This window comes from Sorangium sp. So ce131, assembly GCF_051519095.1.
GTDB lineage: Bacteria > Myxococcota_A > Polyangia > Polyangiales > Polyangiaceae > Sorangium.
Genome location: NZ_CP150455.1, coordinates 10,694,239 through 10,711,136, shown reverse-complemented (window position 1 = coordinate 10,711,136; position 16,898 = coordinate 10,694,239). Strand labels below are relative to the sequence as shown.

At 74.5% G+C, this 16,898-nt stretch carries 13 protein-coding genes and 1 tRNA gene; 7 read left to right on the top strand and 7 right to left on the bottom strand.

Annotated features, from left to right (window positions below):
* Positions 1–42: 42 nt before the first annotated feature.
* The 4 genes from WMF43_RS38945 to cobT form a co-directional block, all read right to left on the bottom strand.
* Positions 43–1,251 (bottom strand): MxcI, encoded by a 1,209-nt coding sequence (locus WMF43_RS38945; protein WP_437672764.1) that lies wholly within the window; start codon positions 1,249–1,251, stop codon positions 43–45.
* A gap of 176 nt (positions 1,252–1,427) precedes the next feature.
* Positions 1,428–2,051 carry a histidine phosphatase family protein gene (locus WMF43_RS38940; RefSeq protein ID WP_437672762.1) on the bottom strand — a complete coding sequence of 208 codons (624 nt, stop codon included), beginning with the start codon at positions 2,049–2,051 and terminating at the stop codon, positions 1,428–1,430.
* Positions 2,052–2,068: 17 nt separating this feature from the next.
* Complete coding sequence (locus WMF43_RS38935; protein ID WP_437672760.1) at positions 2,069–2,839, bottom strand: adenosylcobinamide-GDP ribazoletransferase; 771 nt, start codon at positions 2,837–2,839, stop codon at positions 2,069–2,071.
* Complete coding sequence (gene cobT, locus WMF43_RS38930) at positions 2,836–3,969, bottom strand: nicotinate-nucleotide--dimethylbenzimidazole phosphoribosyltransferase (RefSeq protein WP_437672759.1); 1,134 nt, start codon at positions 3,967–3,969, stop codon at positions 2,836–2,838. The genes WMF43_RS38935 and cobT overlap by 4 nt, the downstream gene beginning before the upstream one ends.
* 384 nt (positions 3,970–4,353) lie before the next feature.
* Between cobT and WMF43_RS38925 the strand changes: the two genes are divergently transcribed.
* The 3 genes from WMF43_RS38925 to WMF43_RS38915 are packed head-to-tail and all read left to right on the top strand — an operon-like array spanning position 4,354 to position 8,302.
* Positions 4,354–4,884: a hypothetical protein gene (locus WMF43_RS38925; RefSeq protein ID WP_437672757.1), complete on the top strand. Its 531-nt coding sequence runs from the start codon at positions 4,354–4,356 to the stop codon at positions 4,882–4,884.
* A complete protein-coding gene (locus tag WMF43_RS38920; RefSeq protein WP_437672755.1) occupies positions 4,881–6,980 on the top strand; it encodes a TonB-dependent receptor in 2,100 nt (699 codons plus the stop codon). The genes WMF43_RS38925 and WMF43_RS38920 overlap by 4 nt, the downstream gene beginning before the upstream one ends.
* The gene (locus WMF43_RS38915; RefSeq protein ID WP_437672753.1) at positions 6,977–8,302 is read left to right on the top strand and encodes a hypothetical protein; all 1,326 of its coding nucleotides are present in this window, start codon (positions 6,977–6,979) and stop codon (positions 8,300–8,302) included. The genes WMF43_RS38920 and WMF43_RS38915 overlap by 4 nt, the downstream gene beginning before the upstream one ends.
* A gap of 73 nt (positions 8,303–8,375) precedes the next feature.
* Here the strand turns inward: WMF43_RS38915 and WMF43_RS38910 are convergent.
* Both WMF43_RS38910 and WMF43_RS38905 read right to left on the bottom strand, forming a co-directional pair.
* Positions 8,376–8,448: transfer RNA gene (locus WMF43_RS38910), tRNA-Ala, on the bottom strand.
* A 103-nt stretch (positions 8,449–8,551) separates the two neighbouring features.
* On the bottom strand, positions 8,552–9,721 hold the full coding sequence (locus WMF43_RS38905) for an acyl-CoA dehydrogenase family protein (RefSeq protein WP_437672751.1): 1,170 nt from the start codon (positions 9,719–9,721) through the stop codon (positions 8,552–8,554).
* A gap of 380 nt (positions 9,722–10,101) precedes the next feature.
* On the opposite strand from WMF43_RS38905, the gene WMF43_RS38900 reads away from it, so the two are divergent.
* From WMF43_RS38900 to WMF43_RS38885, 4 genes are all read left to right on the top strand, one after another.
* Positions 10,102–11,148, top strand: coding sequence for a RimK family alpha-L-glutamate ligase (locus tag WMF43_RS38900; RefSeq protein ID WP_437672749.1), 1,047 nt, complete (start codon positions 10,102–10,104; stop codon positions 11,146–11,148).
* Positions 11,145–11,900, top strand: a complete 756-nt coding sequence (locus WMF43_RS38895; RefSeq protein ID WP_437672747.1) for an enoyl-CoA hydratase/isomerase family protein — start codon at positions 11,145–11,147, stop codon at positions 11,898–11,900. The genes WMF43_RS38900 and WMF43_RS38895 overlap by 4 nt, the downstream gene beginning before the upstream one ends.
* An 8-nt stretch (positions 11,901–11,908) precedes the next feature.
* A complete protein-coding gene (locus tag WMF43_RS38890) occupies positions 11,909–12,469 on the top strand; it encodes an AAA family ATPase (RefSeq protein ID WP_437672745.1) in 561 nt (186 codons plus the stop codon).
* A 181-nt stretch (positions 12,470–12,650) separates the two neighbouring features.
* Positions 12,651–15,152 carry a beta-glucosidase gene (locus tag WMF43_RS38885; RefSeq protein WP_437672744.1) on the top strand — a complete coding sequence of 834 codons (2,502 nt, stop codon included), beginning with the start codon at positions 12,651–12,653 and terminating at the stop codon, positions 15,150–15,152.
* A gap of 114 nt (positions 15,153–15,266) precedes the next feature.
* Here the strand turns inward: WMF43_RS38885 and WMF43_RS38880 are convergent, their stop codons facing one another.
* Positions 15,267–16,616 carry a sigma 54-interacting transcriptional regulator gene (locus WMF43_RS38880; protein WP_437672742.1) on the bottom strand — a complete coding sequence of 450 codons (1,350 nt, stop codon included), beginning with the start codon at positions 16,614–16,616 and terminating at the stop codon, positions 15,267–15,269.
* Positions 16,617–16,898 lie beyond the last annotated feature (282 nt).

The window sequence follows — 16,898 nt, the reverse complement described above, 5'->3', positions numbered from 1 at the left end:
GCAGGTCCGGTCGTGGAGCACCAGGGAGCGACCGCTGCCCTCTCAGTCGAGCTGGACCATCTGGAACGCCCACCCCGGGACCGAGAAGCGCGGCTGCGCCGGTCCCGTGGGCCCGATCTCGTAGGCCGTGGTCGACGAGTAGTCGGCGGCCGGCACCAGCACGAGCGTGCGCCCGTCGATGCGGAACGAGTAATAACCCCCCGCGACGAAGTCGAGCCCCTCGACCGGCTCTGCGGTGCGGCGGTTCATGTCGACGCGCCAGAGGCGCCAGTTGGGCGTGGCCGCCGCGGACGCAGGGGGGACATCCGTGCCCAGGCGCTCGTCGTAGAACACGGCCACGAGCGCGACGCCGTCGGACACGTAACGAAACGCGGCGGTCTGGCGGCCGCCGGTGAGCTCGGCGAGATCCAGCGCCCAGCCCTCGTCGATCGTCTCGCTGTCCGCGGCGACGCGGACCACGCAGTTCGCGGGCGCGTCCTCTTCGAAGAGCGGCCCGGTCACGCTCAATATCCAGTTGCTGAAGTAGAGGTTTCCTGCCTCGTCCTCCGTCGCGACGTCCAGCCCTGGGCAGGGCGCGTCGAGCACCGCGCGCACCTTGTCGGCCTCGGAGTCGATCACGGCGAGCTGTGACTCCGGCGAGAAGCGGTAATAGTCGTTGTCGGACCAGTAGAGCGGCGCGATGACCCGCCCCTCCCGCACGCCGACCCCGCGATCGAGGCTCGCGCGGAGCGTGAGTCCATCTCGCTCCGGGGGCGGCCCGGCGATCTGCAGCGTGTCTCCGAGCGTGAGCGCGGTCGGATCCCAGATCACCCGCTCGCTGGTCTGGACCTGCATGTAAGCCTTCGTCGGGCTCGCGAAGTAGTTCTGGTAGAAGGGGGCCGTCGGGATACCGTGGTTGAGGAAGCTGAGCTGGCCGGCCTCCTCCAGGGCGCCGCCGGCGCCGGCCATGTAACGCGTGACGGTCGGCGCCTCGCCATCGCTGACGAAGAGCATCCCGCCGACCGTGGCGATCGTGGCCCACCCGGCGAACTCCTGCGCGTCCCCGAGATCGATCTGCTCGACATCGAGCGAGCTCATGAAGCTCACGTAGGTCGTGGTCTCCTCGCCTCCGACGATCGTGCTCGCCACGACATAACGTGTCTGAACACCAGGGACCGCGGCCTCTTCAGCCTCTCCGCAGCCCACGACGAGGAGCGGCGCCGAGGAGAGCGCGATCGCCGCGAGCGCCACGCGGACGAGACTGGGCGTCATCTGCTTCATTCGAGCCCCCACACCCGATGTATTGAGTTCCCCCACCAAGAACAGCGCAGGACAGTCTCGTGTATCAGGTGCCACAAGGGCACGTCAAGCCCACGTCGCTCACGTGCGTGTCATCACTGTCGTTATCGCGGATCTTGCGGAGTCGTCTCCAGGGAAGCTCGCGCTCCTCACGTGTCCGTGTCCGGCAGCGAGACGGCGGGCGGAGGGAGGGGGAAGCGCTCGGCCGCGAGGTGGGGGGCCGGCGCGCTCATCGCCTCGTGCCAGGGGACGGCGCAGGCGACGACGCGGAGCGCCCGCAGCACGCCCGCGTGCGCGACCAGGAGATGCGGGGACGCCGCGGACGCTGGCCCGCGCGCGCCGGACGTCGAAGCGAGCGCGCGCCAGAACGACCGCACCCGGGCCTCGACCTCGATCGCCGACTCGCCGCCGGGCGGCCCGATGCGCTCCCAGCCGTCGAGCCACGCGGCGTACGCCATCGGGTCGTCGCGCTCGATGTCCGACCAGGCGCGCCCCTCCCAGGCGCCGTAGGCGATCTCGAGCAGTCGATCGTCGACGGCGTGCGGCACCCCGAGGCGCGCCGCGAGCTCAGCCGCGGGGAGCGCGCAGCGGGAGAGCGGCGACGACCAGACCACCCCGGGCCGATGGCCGAGGTCCTCGAGCGCGCGCTCGATCACGTCCGCGGCGCCGGCCGGAGAGAGCTCCGCCGCGACGTCGAGGCGGCCGTAACAGACGCCCGCGAGCGGCACCGGGGCGTGGCGGAACGCGACGAGCCCGTGGGCGAGGAGATCCATGGCGGCCCGCCCGCGGCTCAGCCGCCCCGCGCGATCGCGAGGGCGAGCAGCGCCGCGCAGTCGGCGATCTGCTGCGTCGCGCCGAGGAAATCGCCGGTGATGCCGCCGACGCGGGCGCGGAAGCGCAGGCCGCAGACGACGGAGACGGCCGCGGCGCCGGCGAGCATGGCCGCCGCCTCCGCCGCGGAGAGGGCGCCGGCGAGGTGCGCCGCGGCGAGCGCCAGCGCGGGCCAGACCGAGCCGACGAGCGCCTGCGGCAGCGCCGCCTGCGCGACCGGCCGGCTGCGGGAGACGGCGCTCGGGGTCGCGTAGGGCAGCGCGACCATCAGCCAGATCGGCGGGGTGCGCGAGAGGCACTGCGTCAGCACGAGCGCGACCGGCGCCGCGGCGTCGAGCCGCGCGAGCAGGGCGATGCGCAACACGAGCACCACGACGAGCGCCGCGGCGCCGAAGGACCCGACGCGGCTGTCCTTCAGGATCTCGAACACCCGCGCGCGGTCGGCGCCGCCGCCCAGCGCGTCGGCCGTGTCCGCGAGGCCGTCCTCGTGGAAGGCGCCGGTGAGGAGCAGGCCGAGCGCGACCGTCACGCTCGCCGCCACGAGCGCGCCGCTCCGGTCGACGAGCAGCCACACGGCGGCCTGCGCGGCGCCGAGGCCGGCGCCCACGAACGGGAACCAGGCCGCGGCCCAGCGCCAGTCCGCCTCGGCGTAGGGGAAGCCGCCGACCGGCACGCGCGTGAGGAACGTCGTCGCTGCCCGGGCGCCGCGCAGGACGGGCGGCGCCCTCATGGAGTCCCGGGCGGGGCGCGATCGGGCACGCTCGCGCTCGCGAACGTCGCCATGCCGGCGTGCAGCGCGCACGCGGCGTCGAGCAGCGGCAGCGCCGCGAGCGCGGCGCTCGCCTCGCCGAGGCGCATCCCGAGGTCGAGCAGCGGGCGGGCGTCGAGCGCCGCGAGGACGCGGGCGTGGCCGCGCTCCGCCGAGCGGTGCGCGAAGAGCATGCCCCGCCGCGCCCGCGCGTCCATCCGGACCAGCGCGAGCGCCGCCGTCGAGACGATGAAGCCGTCGACGAGCACGAGCATGCGCCGCTCGATCGCCCGCGCCGCGGCGCCCACGAGCGCGGCGATCTCCTTTCCGCCGACCGACCGCACGACCCGGTGCGGGTCGGCGCCCCGCGCGGCCTGGGCGTCCCGCGCGGCCTGGGCGTCCCGCGCGGTCTGGGCGACGACGCGCTGGGTCGCGTCGCGCACGACCTCGATCTTGCGCGACAGCGCGGCGCCCGCGACGCCCGTCCCCGCCCCGACGACGTCCTCGGCGGGGACATCGAGGAGGAGCGCCGCGATCGCGGCCGCGGCCGTGGTGTTGCCGATGCCCATCTCGCCGAGGAGGACCACGCGCGTGTCGCCCCCGAGCGCGTCGATCTCGGCGGCGCCGGCCCGGAGCGCGCGCTCGTAGACGGCCTCCGAGAGCGCGTCCTCGACGCGCAGGTCGCCGATCGGGTCGTCGGCGACCGGATCGCGCCGCAGCCGCGCGGCGCCGCCGCCGGCGTCGCCGCCTGCCGCGGGCGCGTAGGGGTGCGCGACGCCGACGTCCACGATCCGCAGCTCGACCCCGAGGTGCCGGCAGAGCACGCTCGCGGCGGCGCCGCCGGAGACGAAGTTCGCCACCATCGCCGCGGTGACCTCGGGCGGGTAGGCCGAGACGCCGTGTCGCGTGACCGGGTGATCGGCGGCGAACAACACCGCTGCCGCCGGGCGGCTCGCGGGCGGCCCGCCCTGGATCGCGGCGAGCTCCACGGCGAGCTCCTCGAGCGTCCCGAGGCTGCCGCGCGGCTTGGTCAACGTGTCCTGCCGCGCGCGCGCCGCGGCCGCCGCGCGCGCGTCGGGTTCCGGGAACTCCCAGGTAGGCGAGAAAGCCATCCTCCGCTCTCTACTCTCCCGCCCGAGGTCCGGGAAGTCCGTTGACCGTCCCGGAGGCCCATGATAGCGACCACCCGCCGAAGAGGTCTTTTGCAGGAGCATCGAAGAGGGAGAGAGAGACCCTCCAGGGCAGCCGGCGCGCGGCGCCCGCCTGTCCGGGCGGGGGTCGGGAGGTCGCGGCGCCTCCTCTTCGTCTGTCTCTGTCTCTCCGCTGATGTCCTGTCCGGGTGCGGCGGTGTCGAGACCCCTCGCGACGACCCCTCCGAGGGAGATGCTGGCGGGGGCGGGGGAGGAGGCGGCTCCTGCCTCGCGGGCGGCCAAGGCGAAGCTCCCGGCGAAGGCCCGGCCTCGTGTGATGGACCGGGCGCGCGGTTCGCGACCGGCGTGGTGTCCGCTTGCCTCGGATCAGGGCAGGTGTTCGGCCAGGACCGGTTCCCGGACATCGTCCTCGGCCCGCCGAAGGGCGCGGGCTGCTGCGGCGGCTCGCTCGACGTGCTCTCGCTGGGGAACGGCGGCTCCATCGTCCTCGCCTTCGAGGGCAACGCGATCATCGACGGCCCCGGGGCCGATTTCCTCGTGTTCGAGAACGCCTTCACGCGCGGCGGGGACGCCGCGACCGTCTTCGCCGAGCTCGCCACCGTCGAGGTGAGCGAGGACGGCGCCGCCTGGTCGGCGTTCCCGTGCACCGCCGAGGGGCCCCCGTACGGCAGCTGCGCCGGGTGGCGCCCGGTGCACGCCAACCCCGAGGAGAACGACATCGACCCGCTCGACCCGTCGTCGGCCGGGGGCGATCCGTTCGATCTCGCCGAGATCGGCGTCTCGCTCGCCCGCTTCGTGCGGATCACCGACCGCGCCGACTTGCCCGACGTCTTCGACCTCGACGCGGTGGGCATCGTCCACGCGCTGTGTCCGTGAGGCGGCCCGCGGCGCTCGCCTGCGCGGCGCTCGTGGCCGCCGGCGTCGCGCCGCGCGCGCGCGCCCAGGAGGCGGCCGCCGGCGACCGCGAGGGAGCGGCGGTCGCCGGCGCTCGCGAAGGAGCGGCGGGCGGCGAGCCCCGAGAGCGACGCGCTGCCGCCCCGGCCGCACCGGAGCGGGCGAGGCCGCGCGAGCGGGCGATCGAGGTGCACGTCGCGGGGCAACACGCGTCGACCGTCGCCGCGCGCGATCCGACCGCGGCGTCCTATGTGATCCGCGAGGACGACCTCCGCGCGCCGGGCGCCGCGGCGCCCGCGGTGCTGAGCCGCGTGCCCGGCCTGCAGGTCTCCCGGACCGGCGCCTCGTCGGATCTCGCGACCGCGTCCCTCCGGGGCGCGAGCAGCGCCGAGACGCCGGTGTACCTCGCGGGCGTCCGGCTCAACGACGACGTGACCGGCACCGCCGATCTCTCCATGGTGCCGCTCTGGATGATCCAGCGCGTCGAGGTCTACCGGGGCAACGCGCCCGAGCACGCCGACCGCCTCGGGATCGGCGGCGCCATCTTCTTCGAGCCGGCGCTGCCGCGCGCGCCCCGGGCCTCCGTGGGGCTCGGCGCGGGCAGCTTCGGCGAGCGCTCCGCGTGGGCGTCGGTGGGCCTCGGCGACGAGCGCGCGGGCGCCCTGGTCGCGCTCAGCCGGCGCTCCGCCGACAACGACTACCTTTATACGGACAGCCGCCTGGGGCGCGCGCTGCCGAGGCCGAACGCCGACACCGACGCCTACGACCTCTGGAGCATCGGCCGCTACCGGTTGCCCTGGGGCGGCAGCATCACGGCGATCGTGAACGGCTTCGCGCGCGACCAGGGCGCGACCGGCCTCTCCGAGACCCCGGCGCGCGCGGCGCGGTCCCACGTGCAGCGCTGGCTCGGCGCGGCCTCTGCGGTAACCCCCTGCGCCCGCCCGGCCGAGGGCGGCGTCGACCGGTGCCGCCTCGAGCTCACGAGCTCGGCGATCCTCTCGCGCCAGGTCGTGCGCGATCCGCGGGGTGAGCTCGGCCTGCTCTCGCCGGTCGTCGCCAGCGCCGGCGCGCGCGGCGCCGAGCAGGCCGCCCTCCGTTACCGCCCCGCCGACCACGTCTCCCTGTCCGCCTCGGCGGCCTACGAGCGCGAGCTGCTCGCCATCGACCGCGCGGGCAAGGCGCCGCTCCGCGCCTCGCGCGCGACGTACCGCGCGTCGGCGAGCCTGCGCTACGCGCCGATCGCCTCGCTCGAGGGCTACGCCCTCGGCGCCGTGGAGCTCCACCGGACGCGCCACGCCGGCGCCGGCGGTCCGGCCAGCGCGCTCGAGCCGAGCGGCCGCCTCGGCGCCCGCCTCCGCCTCGCGGACGGCGCCGTCTCGGTCTTCGGGAACCTCGGCCGCTACGTGCGTGTCCCCGTGCTCGGCGAGCTCCACGGCAGCTCGCCGATCGTCATCGGCAACCCGGAGCTCGCGCCCGAGCGCGGCCTCTCCGCCGAGCTCGGGGTGCGCCTCGCCGCGGCGTCGCCGCGCGCGCGCGCCGAGCTCTCCTGCGAGCTCCTCGGCTTCTCGCGCTTCGCGTCGGGGCTCGTCGCGTACCGCCCGGCGTTCGTCGGCGTGCTGCGGCCCTACAACGTGGGCAGCGCGCGCGTCCTCGGCCTGGAGCTCGCGGCCTCCGCCTCGGCGCTCGATCACGTCCGCGCCGGGCTCGCGCTCACCGCGCTCGATCCGAGGGACACCTCGCCGGGCCGCTCGCTCGCGAACGACCTCATCCCGTTCCAGGCGCGCCTCGTCGCGGCGCCGTCCGTGGAGCTGTACGCGGAGCCCGCGCGGCTCGGCATCGACCGCGCGTCCCTCTCGGCGCGGCTCTTCTACCGCGCCTCGCGCGTCGGCGACCCCGCGGGGCTCCGGCCGCTCCCGGAGCAGGCGACGGCCGACGTCGAGCTCGCGGTCCTCGCGCTCCGGCGGCGGCTGTCGGCGCGCGTCGCGATCACGAACGTCTTCGCCGCGAGGACCTTCGATCTGCTCAACCTCGAGCTCCCCGGGCGGAGCGTCCACGCGGCGACGGAGGTGTGGTGGTGAAGACGTCTCGGTTCGACCTCAAGCTGGGCGCCGCCCTCGCGGCTCCCTCGGTGAAGATCCTCGTCGCGGGGGCGGCTTCCGCGCTGCTCGGGTGCAACGCGCCTGAGCCGCCGCCGAGCACCGGCGGCACGGACGTCGTCGAGGGGCCGTGCGGGCGCGGCGCCGTCGTCGTGAGCAGCGACTACCAGTCCACGGACGTCGGCCTGATGAGCTGGGAGGGCGCGGTGCTCTCCGCGTCGATCATCTCGTCGGGCTCGATCGCGCCCGGCCTCTCCTCGCCGCTCTCGGGGGACGTCGTCACCCCGACGACGCCGGCCCGCGGGGACCAGCTGGTGCTGATCGACCGCGCCGCGTCCGTGCTCACGTGGGTCGACGTCCGGAGCGGCGAGGCGCGCGCGCAGCTCGCCGTCGCGACCGCGTTCCGCGCGAACCCGCAGGACTACGTCGAGGTCTCGCCCAGCAAGGCGTACGTCACGCGCCACGAGCCGAACCTCGACCCCGACGCCGCGCCGACGGACGGCGGGAGCGACGTGCTCGTCGTCGACCCCGGCGCCCGCGCGATCGTCGGCCGCGTCGACCTCGCGCCCGCGCTGGCCGGGGAGGATCCCGGGATCTACCCCCGCCCGAGCCGCGCGGTGCTCGTTGAGGGCAGCCTCTACGTGCTGCTCACGGCGACGTCGCTCGACTTCACCACGTCGGCCGAGTCGCGCCTCGTCGAGATCGACACGCAGGGCGACGCCATCAAGGAGGTCACGGTGCTGCGCGGGCTCCACGGGTGCGGAGGGCTGGCCGCGTCCGCGAGCGGATCGCGGCTCGCCGTCGTGTGCCCCGGGACGTTCGGCGGCGACTCCACCTCGAACGCCGCCGAGGCGGGCCTCGTCGTCCTCGCGCGCCGCGACGGCGGAGGCCTCGTCGAGGAGGCGCGCTGGGCGCCCGCCGAGCTCGGCGCGGGCACGCCCGGCTTCTCCGTCGCGTTCGCGTCCGAGGACCACGTCCTCCTCGCGACGCTCGGCCGCGACGCGCTCGGCGAGGGCGGCCCGGTCGACGACACCCTCGTGGCGGTCGACCTCGCCGGCTCCGGACCGGCGCGCGGCGAGCCCGAGGTCCTCTTGCGCTCGAAGGAGCTCCCGTTCGTGCTCGGCGAGGTGCGCTGCGCCGAGGCCTGCGGGCGTTGCCTCGCTGCGGACGCCGAGACCGACGGCGGCGTCGTGCACCGCTTCGACGTGGGCGCCGGCGAGGACCGCCGCGCGCTCGTGCACGCCGGCGCCTTCCGGGTCGACCCGCGGATCGGCCTACCGCCGCGTTACCTCGGCGGGTTCTGAGCGAGCTCGCCGCCAGGAAGGCGCGGCGCGCCGGACTCTCGCGGGAGTCTTTCGGTCGAGTTGTTCGTGTCAGTGGAGCTGAGGGGGATCGAACCCCTGACCTCATGACTGCCAGTCATGCGCTCTCCCAGCTGAGCTACAGCCCCGGTCGTTGGGAGCGGCATATCTACAGCCTCTCGCGCCGCTTGTCTCTACTTTTTTTCGATCGCCGCTGCGAAAGGTCCGGGCCCCCCGCCGGTCCGGCCTTCCTCAGAAGTTCATCAGCTTCGCCAGGTAGTACTTCATCGTCTCGGTCGTCCCGCCGCCGATGCGCAGGAGCCGCTGGTCGCGCCAGGCGCGCGCGATGGGGAAGTCCTCGATGTAGCCCCAGCCGCCGTGGAACTGGAGGCAGGTGTCCACCACGTCGTTCGCCACGTCGCCGGCCAGGATCTTCGCCATCGAGATGAGCTTCACCGTGTCGAAGCTGATCGGCACCTTCCGGACGTAGCGCTCGTCGTTGTAGTGGTCGACGCACTTGTAGACGAAGGCGCGGGCCGCCTCGCAGCGCGTGTAGAGGTCCACGAACTTGTGCTGCCACGACTCGCGCTTGATGAGCGGCTTGCCGAAGGCCACCCGCTCGCGCCCGTACTCGACCGTGGTGTCGAGCGTCATGAACGAGCTCGCGATCGCGCCCACCGCGGCGACGAGCCGCTCGGTCTGGAAGTTCTGCATCAGGTACACGAACCCCTGGTCCGGCTCGCCGAGCAGGCAGCGCCTCGGCACCCGCACGTCCTCCAGGAAGAGCTCCGCCGTGTCCGACGACTTGTTGCCGATCTTCTTCAGCTTCTTCGCGACCTGGAAGCCCCGGAGCTCCGTCGGCACGAGGAAGAACGAGCACCCGTGGGCCCCCTTGTCCGGCGACGTCTTGGCGAGCAGCGTGACGAAGTCGGCGCGCGTCCCGTTGGTGATGAACGTCTTCTGCCCGTTCAGCACGTAGTCGTCGCCGTCCTTGCGCGCGGTCGTCCGGATCCCGGCCACGTCGCTGCCGGCCGCCGGCTCGGAGACGCCGAGCGCGGCGATCTTGTCGCCCGCGAGCGCCGGCCTGAGGAACTCCTCGATCTGCTCCTTCGTCCCGATGTCGCTGATCACCGGCGTCGCCATGTCGCTCTGGACGAGCAGCCCCATCGACACGCCCGCCATCCTGCAGCGCACGAGCTCCTCGGCCTTCGCGGCCGAGAACCAGTAGTCGAGCCCGGCGCCGCCGTGCTCCTCCGGGAAGTGCGCGCCCAGGATCCCGAGCTCGCCGGCGCGCTTGAACACCCAGCTCGGGAAGCACTCCGACGCCTCCCACTCCTCGACGTGAGGAGCGAGCTCCTTCTCGGCGAAGGCCCGCACCGTCTTCCTGAACTGCTGATGCTCCTCCGTGAACGGCTGCCACATCGCGAACCCCTCCTGGCCAGCGGAAGCCAATTGATTCGTACACGAAACATTTTCCAGCGCAAGCGCCGCGCCCCGGCGGTTCCGCCCGCGTCGGGTCTGCCGGGCGGGGCCGTGCGAGCAGACGGATGGCAGCGCACCAAGCGCCGCGAAACTGGATGAAAACCCGGCCCGTGACGCGCGGCGCTGCTGCGGGCGCACGCGGTCGCGCGCTGGACGCAAGGCGATTGTGGAACGAACGCAAGGTGGATGCGGAAAGTGACGCGGAAGGACGCGGAACGACGCGGAACGACGCGGAACGACGCGGGAGAACGCGGGCGCGGAGAGAATCGGGGCGCGCACCCATCCACGCGGTCTGCGGGCTCTGCTAGCCTCCCGGCCACATGCGATTCCTCGTCCTGTCGCGCAACGCGTCCCTCTACTCGACGAGCCGCATCGTGCTCGCGGGGCGCGCGCGTGGCCACGACGTCAGCGTCATCGATCCGCTCGATTTCCAGATCGTGGTGTCACGCGGGCGCCCGTCGCTGCTCGTCGGCGGCTCCGCGGTGCCCCGCTTCGACATCGTGATCCCGCGCATCGGCGCGAGCATCACGAACTACGGGCTCGCCGTCGTCCGCCAGTTCGACCTCATGGGCGTCCCGGTCCTGAACGGCGCCGTCTCGATCGCGAGGAGCCGCGACAAGCTGCGCGCGCTCCAGCTGCTCACGCGCCGCAAGCTCAACGTGCCGATCACCGTGTGCGCCCGGAGCCCGGCCGGCGTCGAGGCGGCGCTCTCGCTCGTCGGCGGCTGTCCCGCGATCGTCAAGCTCCAGCAGGGCACGCAGGGCATCGGCACGATGCTCGCCGAGACGCCCCAGGCGGTGCACGCGCTGCTCGAGACGTTCTGGGCCATGGGCCAGGACATCGTGCTCCAGGAGTACGTGCGCGAGTCGAAGGGGCGCGACATCCGCGTCATCGTCGTCGGCGGCCGCGTGGTCGCGGCGATGCGCCGGGTCGCGAAGCCGGGCGAGTTCCGCTCGAACCTCCACCGCGGCGGCAAGGGCGACCGGCTGAAGCTGCCGCGCGCCTACCGCAGCGTCGCGATCCGCGCCGCCAAGGCGATGGGCCTCGAGGTCGCCGGCGTCGACATGCTCGAGGCGCGCTCCGGCCCCAAGCTCCTCGAGATCAACAGCTCGCCCGGCCTGGAGGGGATCGAGCGCGCGAGCGGCGTCGACGTCGCGGGCGCGATCATCGAGTACGCCGAGCGGTACGCGGCGGAGCAGCGCGGCCTCAGCCGCCGCACGCTCGAGGCGCGGATCGCCGACGTGATCCACGACGAGCGCGTGGCGCCGCGCCGGCTCGGCCGCGCCGCGCAGAACGGCGCGGGCGCGGGGCGGAGGAAGCCTGCGCTGCTCACGAACGGGAGGGGCGCGCGGAGGGCCGCCTCGTGAGCCTGCGGGTCGAGGCGGCCGGCGATGCGGTCGTCCTGACCATCGATCGCCCGGAGTGCAAGAACGCCATCGACAGCGCCGTCGCGCGGCGCCTCGCCGACGCGATCCGCCTGGCCGCCGCCGACCCGCGGGTGCGCGGCGTCGTGATCACCGCGGCCGACGACGAGGTCTTCGTCGCGGGCGGCGACATCCGCGAGCTGCACGCGCTCGCCGCGGGCGGCGCGCAGGGCGGCGAGGTCCTGGCGATGTTCGACAGCTTCGCCGCCTTCGAGGAGAGCGATGTGCCGATCGTCGCCGCGGTGCAGGGCGACGTGCTGGGCGGCGGCTGCGAGCTGCTCTTGCTCTGCGACTTCGTCATCATCGAGGAGCACGCCGCGCTCTCGTTCCGCCACGTCAAGATGGGCCTGTCCCCGGCGTGGGGCGGTCTGACGCGGCTCTGCGAGCGGGTCGGCCCGCTCGAGGCGTCGCGGCTCCTCCTGACGGCGGAGCGGATCGACGCGGCCGAGGCGCTCCGGATCGGCCTCGTGAACGAGGTCGTCGCGACCGGCGCCGCGCGGAGCCGGGCGATCGCGCAGGTGAACCGCATCGCCGACAGCCCGCGCGCGGCGGTGGCGGCGATGAAGCGGTCGCTCTGCAAGGTGCGCGAGGCGCTGCGCGCCTCCGCCGTGGAGGTCGAGCGCCGGGCGTTCGCCGAGCAGTGGAACGGCCCGGACCACCGGCAGGCGATGGACGCGTTCCTGAACAGGAAGTAACCTTGCGCATGAGCCTGCCGGACCCGCCGTCGCTCCTCCTGATCACCGGGCTCATGGCTGCAGGGAAGTCCACCGTCGCCCAGCAGCTGGCGGAGCGGCTGCCGAGGAGCGTGCACCTCCGGGGCGACGTGTTCCGCCGCATGATCGTCAACGGCCGCGCCGAGATGGGCTTCGAGCTCTCCGAGGAGGCCCAGCAGCAGCTGCGGCTCCGGTACCGCATCGCGGCGGCCGCGGCCGACCTCTATCTCCAGGCCGGATTCACGGTCGTGTACCAGGACATCATCCTCGGCCCTTGGCTCGCCGAGGTGGTGCAGGCTCACGCGCGCCGTCCTCTTCACGTCATCGTGCTCTGCCCGGATCCCGCCGTGGTCGCGGCGCGTGAGGCGGGTCGAGCGAAGAGCGGTTACCAAGACACGTCCTCGGTCCTCGACTTCGACCGTGCATTGCGCGCGGAGACACCGCGACTGGGCCTCTGGTTGGACACCTCGGACCTCACGGCCGCGGAGACCGCCGATCAGATCCTCGCGAGGCTGACCGAAGCGCGCGTGAACAGCGTCGGTGGCTCGTAACGCGAACGAGCGCCCGGACGGAGCCATTCAAACACGCTGACGGCCTCGTCCATGGCGGGTGTCCACGCACGTTGAAGGTACGGTAATTTTCCTGCAAGGCTGGCGTTTCCACCTCCCCGTAAGTACCGTGCTGGCCGGCCGCCTCCGCGGGCGGCAGCTCCGCTTGCTTCCAGGAGGGTCCATGGCCGTCGCCGATCCGCGCTCAGCTCCTCATCGTCCGAACGATCACCAGCCCGAGGCCGTCGAGCGGCGGGTGGCGGAAGCGCTCGCCGCGCTCTCGCTCGAGCAGAAGGTGCGCTTGCTCACGGGCGCCGACTTCTGGAGCACACACCCGGAGCCCGCCATCGGCCTGCGGCGCATGGTGCTCTCGGACGGTCCGGTCGGCGTGCGCGGCGAGCTCTGGGACGAGCGCGACCCCTCGGTGAGCCTCCCGTCCCCCACCGCGCTCGCGGCGACCTGGGACGAGGCCTTGATGGAGCGCGTCGGCGCGCTGCTCGCGTCGGAGGCGCGCCGCAAGAACGTCGACGTCGTCCTGGGGCCGACGGTGAACCTGCACCGGAGCCCCCTCGGCGGCCGTCACTTCGAGTGTTTCTCCGAGGACCCGCTGCTGACCGGCCGCCTCGGCGCGGCGTACGTGCGGGGGCTGCAGGCCCACGGCGTCGCGGCCACGCCCAAGCACTACGTCGCCAACGACGCGGAGACCGAGCGGTTCACCGTCGACGTCCGCGTCGACGAGCGGCCGCTGCGCGAGCTCTACCTCGCGCCGTTCGAGCGGATGACCGCCGGCGCCGGCGCGTGGCTCGTCATGGCGTCCTACAACCGGGTCAACGGCGCGACGATGACCGAGAGCGCCCTGCTCGCCTCGCCGCTCAAGGACGAGTGGGGCTTCGACGGCGTCGTGGTCTCGGACTGGACCGCGACCCGCTCCACCGAGGCCGCCGGGCGCGCGGCGCTCGACCTCGTCATGCCGGGCCCCGAAGGCCCGTGGGGCGACGCGCTCGTCGCCGCCGTGCGGAGCGGCGCCGTCCCGGAGAAGGCGATCGACGACAAGGTCCGCCGCCTGCTGCGCCTCGCCGCCCGGGTCGGCGCGCTCGAGGGCGTCCCGCCCGCCCGCCCCGCCCCCGCCGCGATCCCCGCAGCCGAGGCCGGGAAGCTCGCCCGCGAGGCCGCCGCCGCCGGCATGGTGCTCGCGCGCAACCAGGGCGACGTGCTCCCCCTCGACCCCGAGGGCCTGCGGCGCGTCGCCGTGATCGGCCCGAGCGCCGCGCGGGGGCGGACCCAGGGCGGCGGCAGCGCCACCGTGCACCCGCATTACACGGTCTCGCCGCTCGACGGGCTGCGCGCCGCGCTCGGCCAGCGCGCCGAGGTGCGTTACGCGCTCGGCACCCGCATCCACGAGGGGCTCGTGCCGGTGACCGGAGAGCACGTGATCGACCCCGTGACCGGGCAGCCGGGCGTGCACGTGCGGCTCCTCGACGCGCAAGGCAACCCGCTGCACGAGGAGCATCGCGACGTCGGGAAGCTCACGTACATCGGCGATCGACGCGCCAACCAGTCCGCGACCATCGAGGTGACGGCGCGGTTCCGCGCCGTCGAGGCCGGCCGTTACCGCATCGGCGTGGCGGGCGTGGGCGCCTTCCGGCTCACCGGCGGCGGGCGGGTCCTGTTCGACCAGACGATCGCGTCGCACATCGACGATCTCGCCGCGGCGTTGCTCGCGCCGCCGCACCTCGGGGCCGAGCTGTCCCTCGCGGCCGGGGAGGAGCTCGACCTCAAGCTCACGCACGCCGTCCCCCCGGGCGCGATCGCGGTGGCGTTCTCGCTCGGCGTCGAGGTCCCCGCGTTGCCCGAGGAGGAAGAGCTCGCGCGCGCGGTGGAGCTCGCGCGCTCCTCCGACGTGGCGATCGTGGTCGTCGGCACCACCGAGCAGATCGAGAGCGAGGGCTTCGACCGGAGCACGCTCGCCCTCCCCGGCGGCCAGGACAAGCTGGTCCGCGCGGTCGCGGCCGCGAACCCCCGCACCGTCGTCCTGGTGAACGCCGGCGGGCCGGTGACCCTGCCGTGGCGCGACGAGGTGGCGGCGGTGCTGCTCACCTGGTTCCCTGGCCAGGAGTTCGGCAACGCGGTCGCCGACGTGCTGCTCGGCGCGCGGGAGCCCGGCGGCCGGCTGCCCACGACGTGGCCGGCGCGGGAGCAGGACGTGCCCGTGCTCTCGACGAAGCCCGAGAACCGCAAGCTCGTCTACGCCGAGGGCCTGCACATCGGCTACCGCGCCTGGGCCCGCGCGGGCGTCGCGCCGGCGTACCCGTTCGGGCACGGCCTGGGCTACACGCGCTGGGAGATCCTCGGCGTGGACGCGCCGTCGGGCCTCGCCGCCGGCGAGGCCGTCGAGGCCCGGGTGCGGGTGCGCAACGCCGGCCGCCGCCGCGGGCGTCACGTGGTGCAGCTCTACCTCTCGAGGGCCGAGTCCAAGGTCGAGCGCCCTGCGCTGTGGCTGGCGGGCTTCGCCGTCGTCGAGGCCGATCCGGGCAAGGAGGCCGAGGTCGCGATCACCATGGCGCCGCGGGCGTTCGCGCACTGGGCGGCGGGCGGCTGGCAGGTGGAGCCCGGCGCGTACACGCTGCACGTCGGGGGCTCGGTCGCCGATCTCGCGCAGCAGACCACGGTGGTCCTGCGCGGCTGACGCGCCGGCCGTGCCGGCCGCCGGCCGTGCCGGCCGCCGGCCGTGCCGGCCGCCGGCCGTGCCGGCCGCCGGCCGTGCCGGCCGCGTTGCTCCGGGGGCGATGCGGCCGGCGCTTCAGCCCTCCGCGTCGTCTTCCTCGTCGTCGGTGCCCGTGGCGCGCCGCCCGAGCCAGCGGCGGAGCTGCGTCCGGTGCACGCCGAGCGCCCGGGCCGTGCGCGCCACGTTCCCCCCTTCGCGGCGCAGCGCCTCCTCGATGACCTCGTCGGCGGGCAGCGCCGCCGCGCGCCGCTGCGTCCGCCCCGCGGACGCCTGCGACGGCCGCGGCGTCCTCTCGCCGAGCCCCGACGCGGACTGATCCGGCGAGCTCGCCGACGCCTGGGCGAAGGCGTGCCCCGCGGACGGCGACAGGTGCCGCGCCTGGACCACCGGGCTCTTCGCGATCTGCGCCTCCTGCGCCGCGGCGCGGATCTCTGCCATCAGCTCCCGCACGTTGCCGGGCCACGCCCGCACGAGGCACTCCTCGATCAGCGACGCGTGGGCCACGAGCGCCGCGCCGTCCGGGCCGGCGGCCGCTCCGGCGTCCCGCAGCGCCGCGCGCACGAGCCACGGGATCTCCTCCGGCCGCTCTTGCAGCCGCGGGATGCGGACCGCCGGCCGCCCGATGCGGAAGAAGAGGTCCTCGCGCAGCCTCCCTGCCGAGACCTGGGCCCGAAGGTCCTTGTGGGTCGCCGACACGAGCGCGAAGTCCACCTGCACGGGCCGTGAGGCGCCGAGCGGGATCACCTCCCTCGTCTCCAGCGCCCGGAGGAGCTTCGCCTGCACGCCGAGGTCGAGCTCGGCGACCTCGTCGAGGAAGAGCACGCCGCCTTGCGCCGCCTGCACGTAGCCCTCGGCGTCCGCCGCGGCGCCCGAGTAGGCCCCCTTGCGGGCGCCGAAGAGCAGCCGCTCGGCCAGCCCGTCGGGGATAGCGGCGCAGTTGACGGCGACGTAGGGCCCGCTCCGGCGCGGGCCGAGGGCGTGGAAGGCGCGCGCCGCGTGCTCCTTGCCGGTCCCGCTCTCACCGGTGATGTGCAGCATCGTCCCGGAGCGCGCGGCGCGATCGATCGCGTCCCACGCCCGGGCGAGGGTCGGCCCGAGGATCGTGCCCCCGGCGGTGGCGATCCCGGCCCGGAAGGGCTCCACGTCGGCCTGGATCAGGAACACCGACGAGCCCGTCCGCACGATGCGCAGCTCCGCGCCGGCGCGCGCGCCGGTCAGGGGGACGCCGTCGAGCGACGTGCCGTTGCGGCTCTCGAGGTCCTCGACCACCCACGCGCCGTCGTCGAGGCGCACGCGCGCGTGCCTGCGCGACATCCGCAGGTCGTCGAGCGGGACGCCGCCGACCTCGCCGCGCCCGAGCTCGAGCTCGCCGTCCTTGAGCGGAAGGACGTCGCAGCGGGGGCTGTCCACCGAGAAGACGAGCACCAGCCCGGGCGTCGGCTTCTTGGAACGTAGGCGTTCCGAGCCGGTTCCCAGCAGCGAGTCGTCCAGCGTTGTCTTGGGTGCAGGGGGCACCACGTCGCCGGGCAGTGTAGCGCGAGCCCGACGCGAGGAGGATCTTCCTGACAAAGATCGTCCAGGGAGCACGATGCGGCGGGCGGAGGAGGTAGCAGCGCCGGGCACACGGGCCGCTGCACCCCGGGGTCCCGAGGTCTGGCGCCCCGTTTCCTCCGAGCGGCGCCGCGGGGGGGCGCCCGCTCCGGGACC

Excerpts from the sequence above, each read along its gene's own strand:
- WMF43_RS38945 (WP_437672764.1), bottom strand. The coding sequence starts at position 1,251 with ATGACGCCCAGTCTCGTCCGCGTGGCGCTCGCGGCGATCGCGCTCTCC.
- WMF43_RS38940 (WP_437672762.1), bottom strand. The coding sequence starts at position 2,051 with ATGGATCTCCTCGCCCACGGGCTCGTCGCGTTCCGCCACGCCCCGGTG.
- WMF43_RS38935 (WP_437672760.1), bottom strand. The coding sequence starts at position 2,839 with ATGAGGGCGCCGCCCGTCCTGCGCGGCGCCCGGGCAGCGACGACGTTC.
- cobT (WP_437672759.1), bottom strand. The coding sequence starts at position 3,969 with ATGGCTTTCTCGCCTACCTGGGAGTTCCCGGAACCCGACGCGCGCGCG.
- WMF43_RS38905 (WP_437672751.1), bottom strand. The coding sequence starts at position 9,721 with ATGTGGCAGCCGTTCACGGAGGAGCATCAGCAGTTCAGGAAGACGGTG.
- WMF43_RS38900 (WP_437672749.1), top strand. The coding sequence starts at position 10,102 with ATGCGATTCCTCGTCCTGTCGCGCAACGCGTCCCTCTACTCGACGAGC.
- WMF43_RS38890 (WP_437672745.1), top strand. The coding sequence starts at position 11,909 with ATGAGCCTGCCGGACCCGCCGTCGCTCCTCCTGATCACCGGGCTCATG.
- WMF43_RS38885 (WP_437672744.1), top strand. The coding sequence starts at position 12,651 with ATGGCCGTCGCCGATCCGCGCTCAGCTCCTCATCGTCCGAACGATCAC.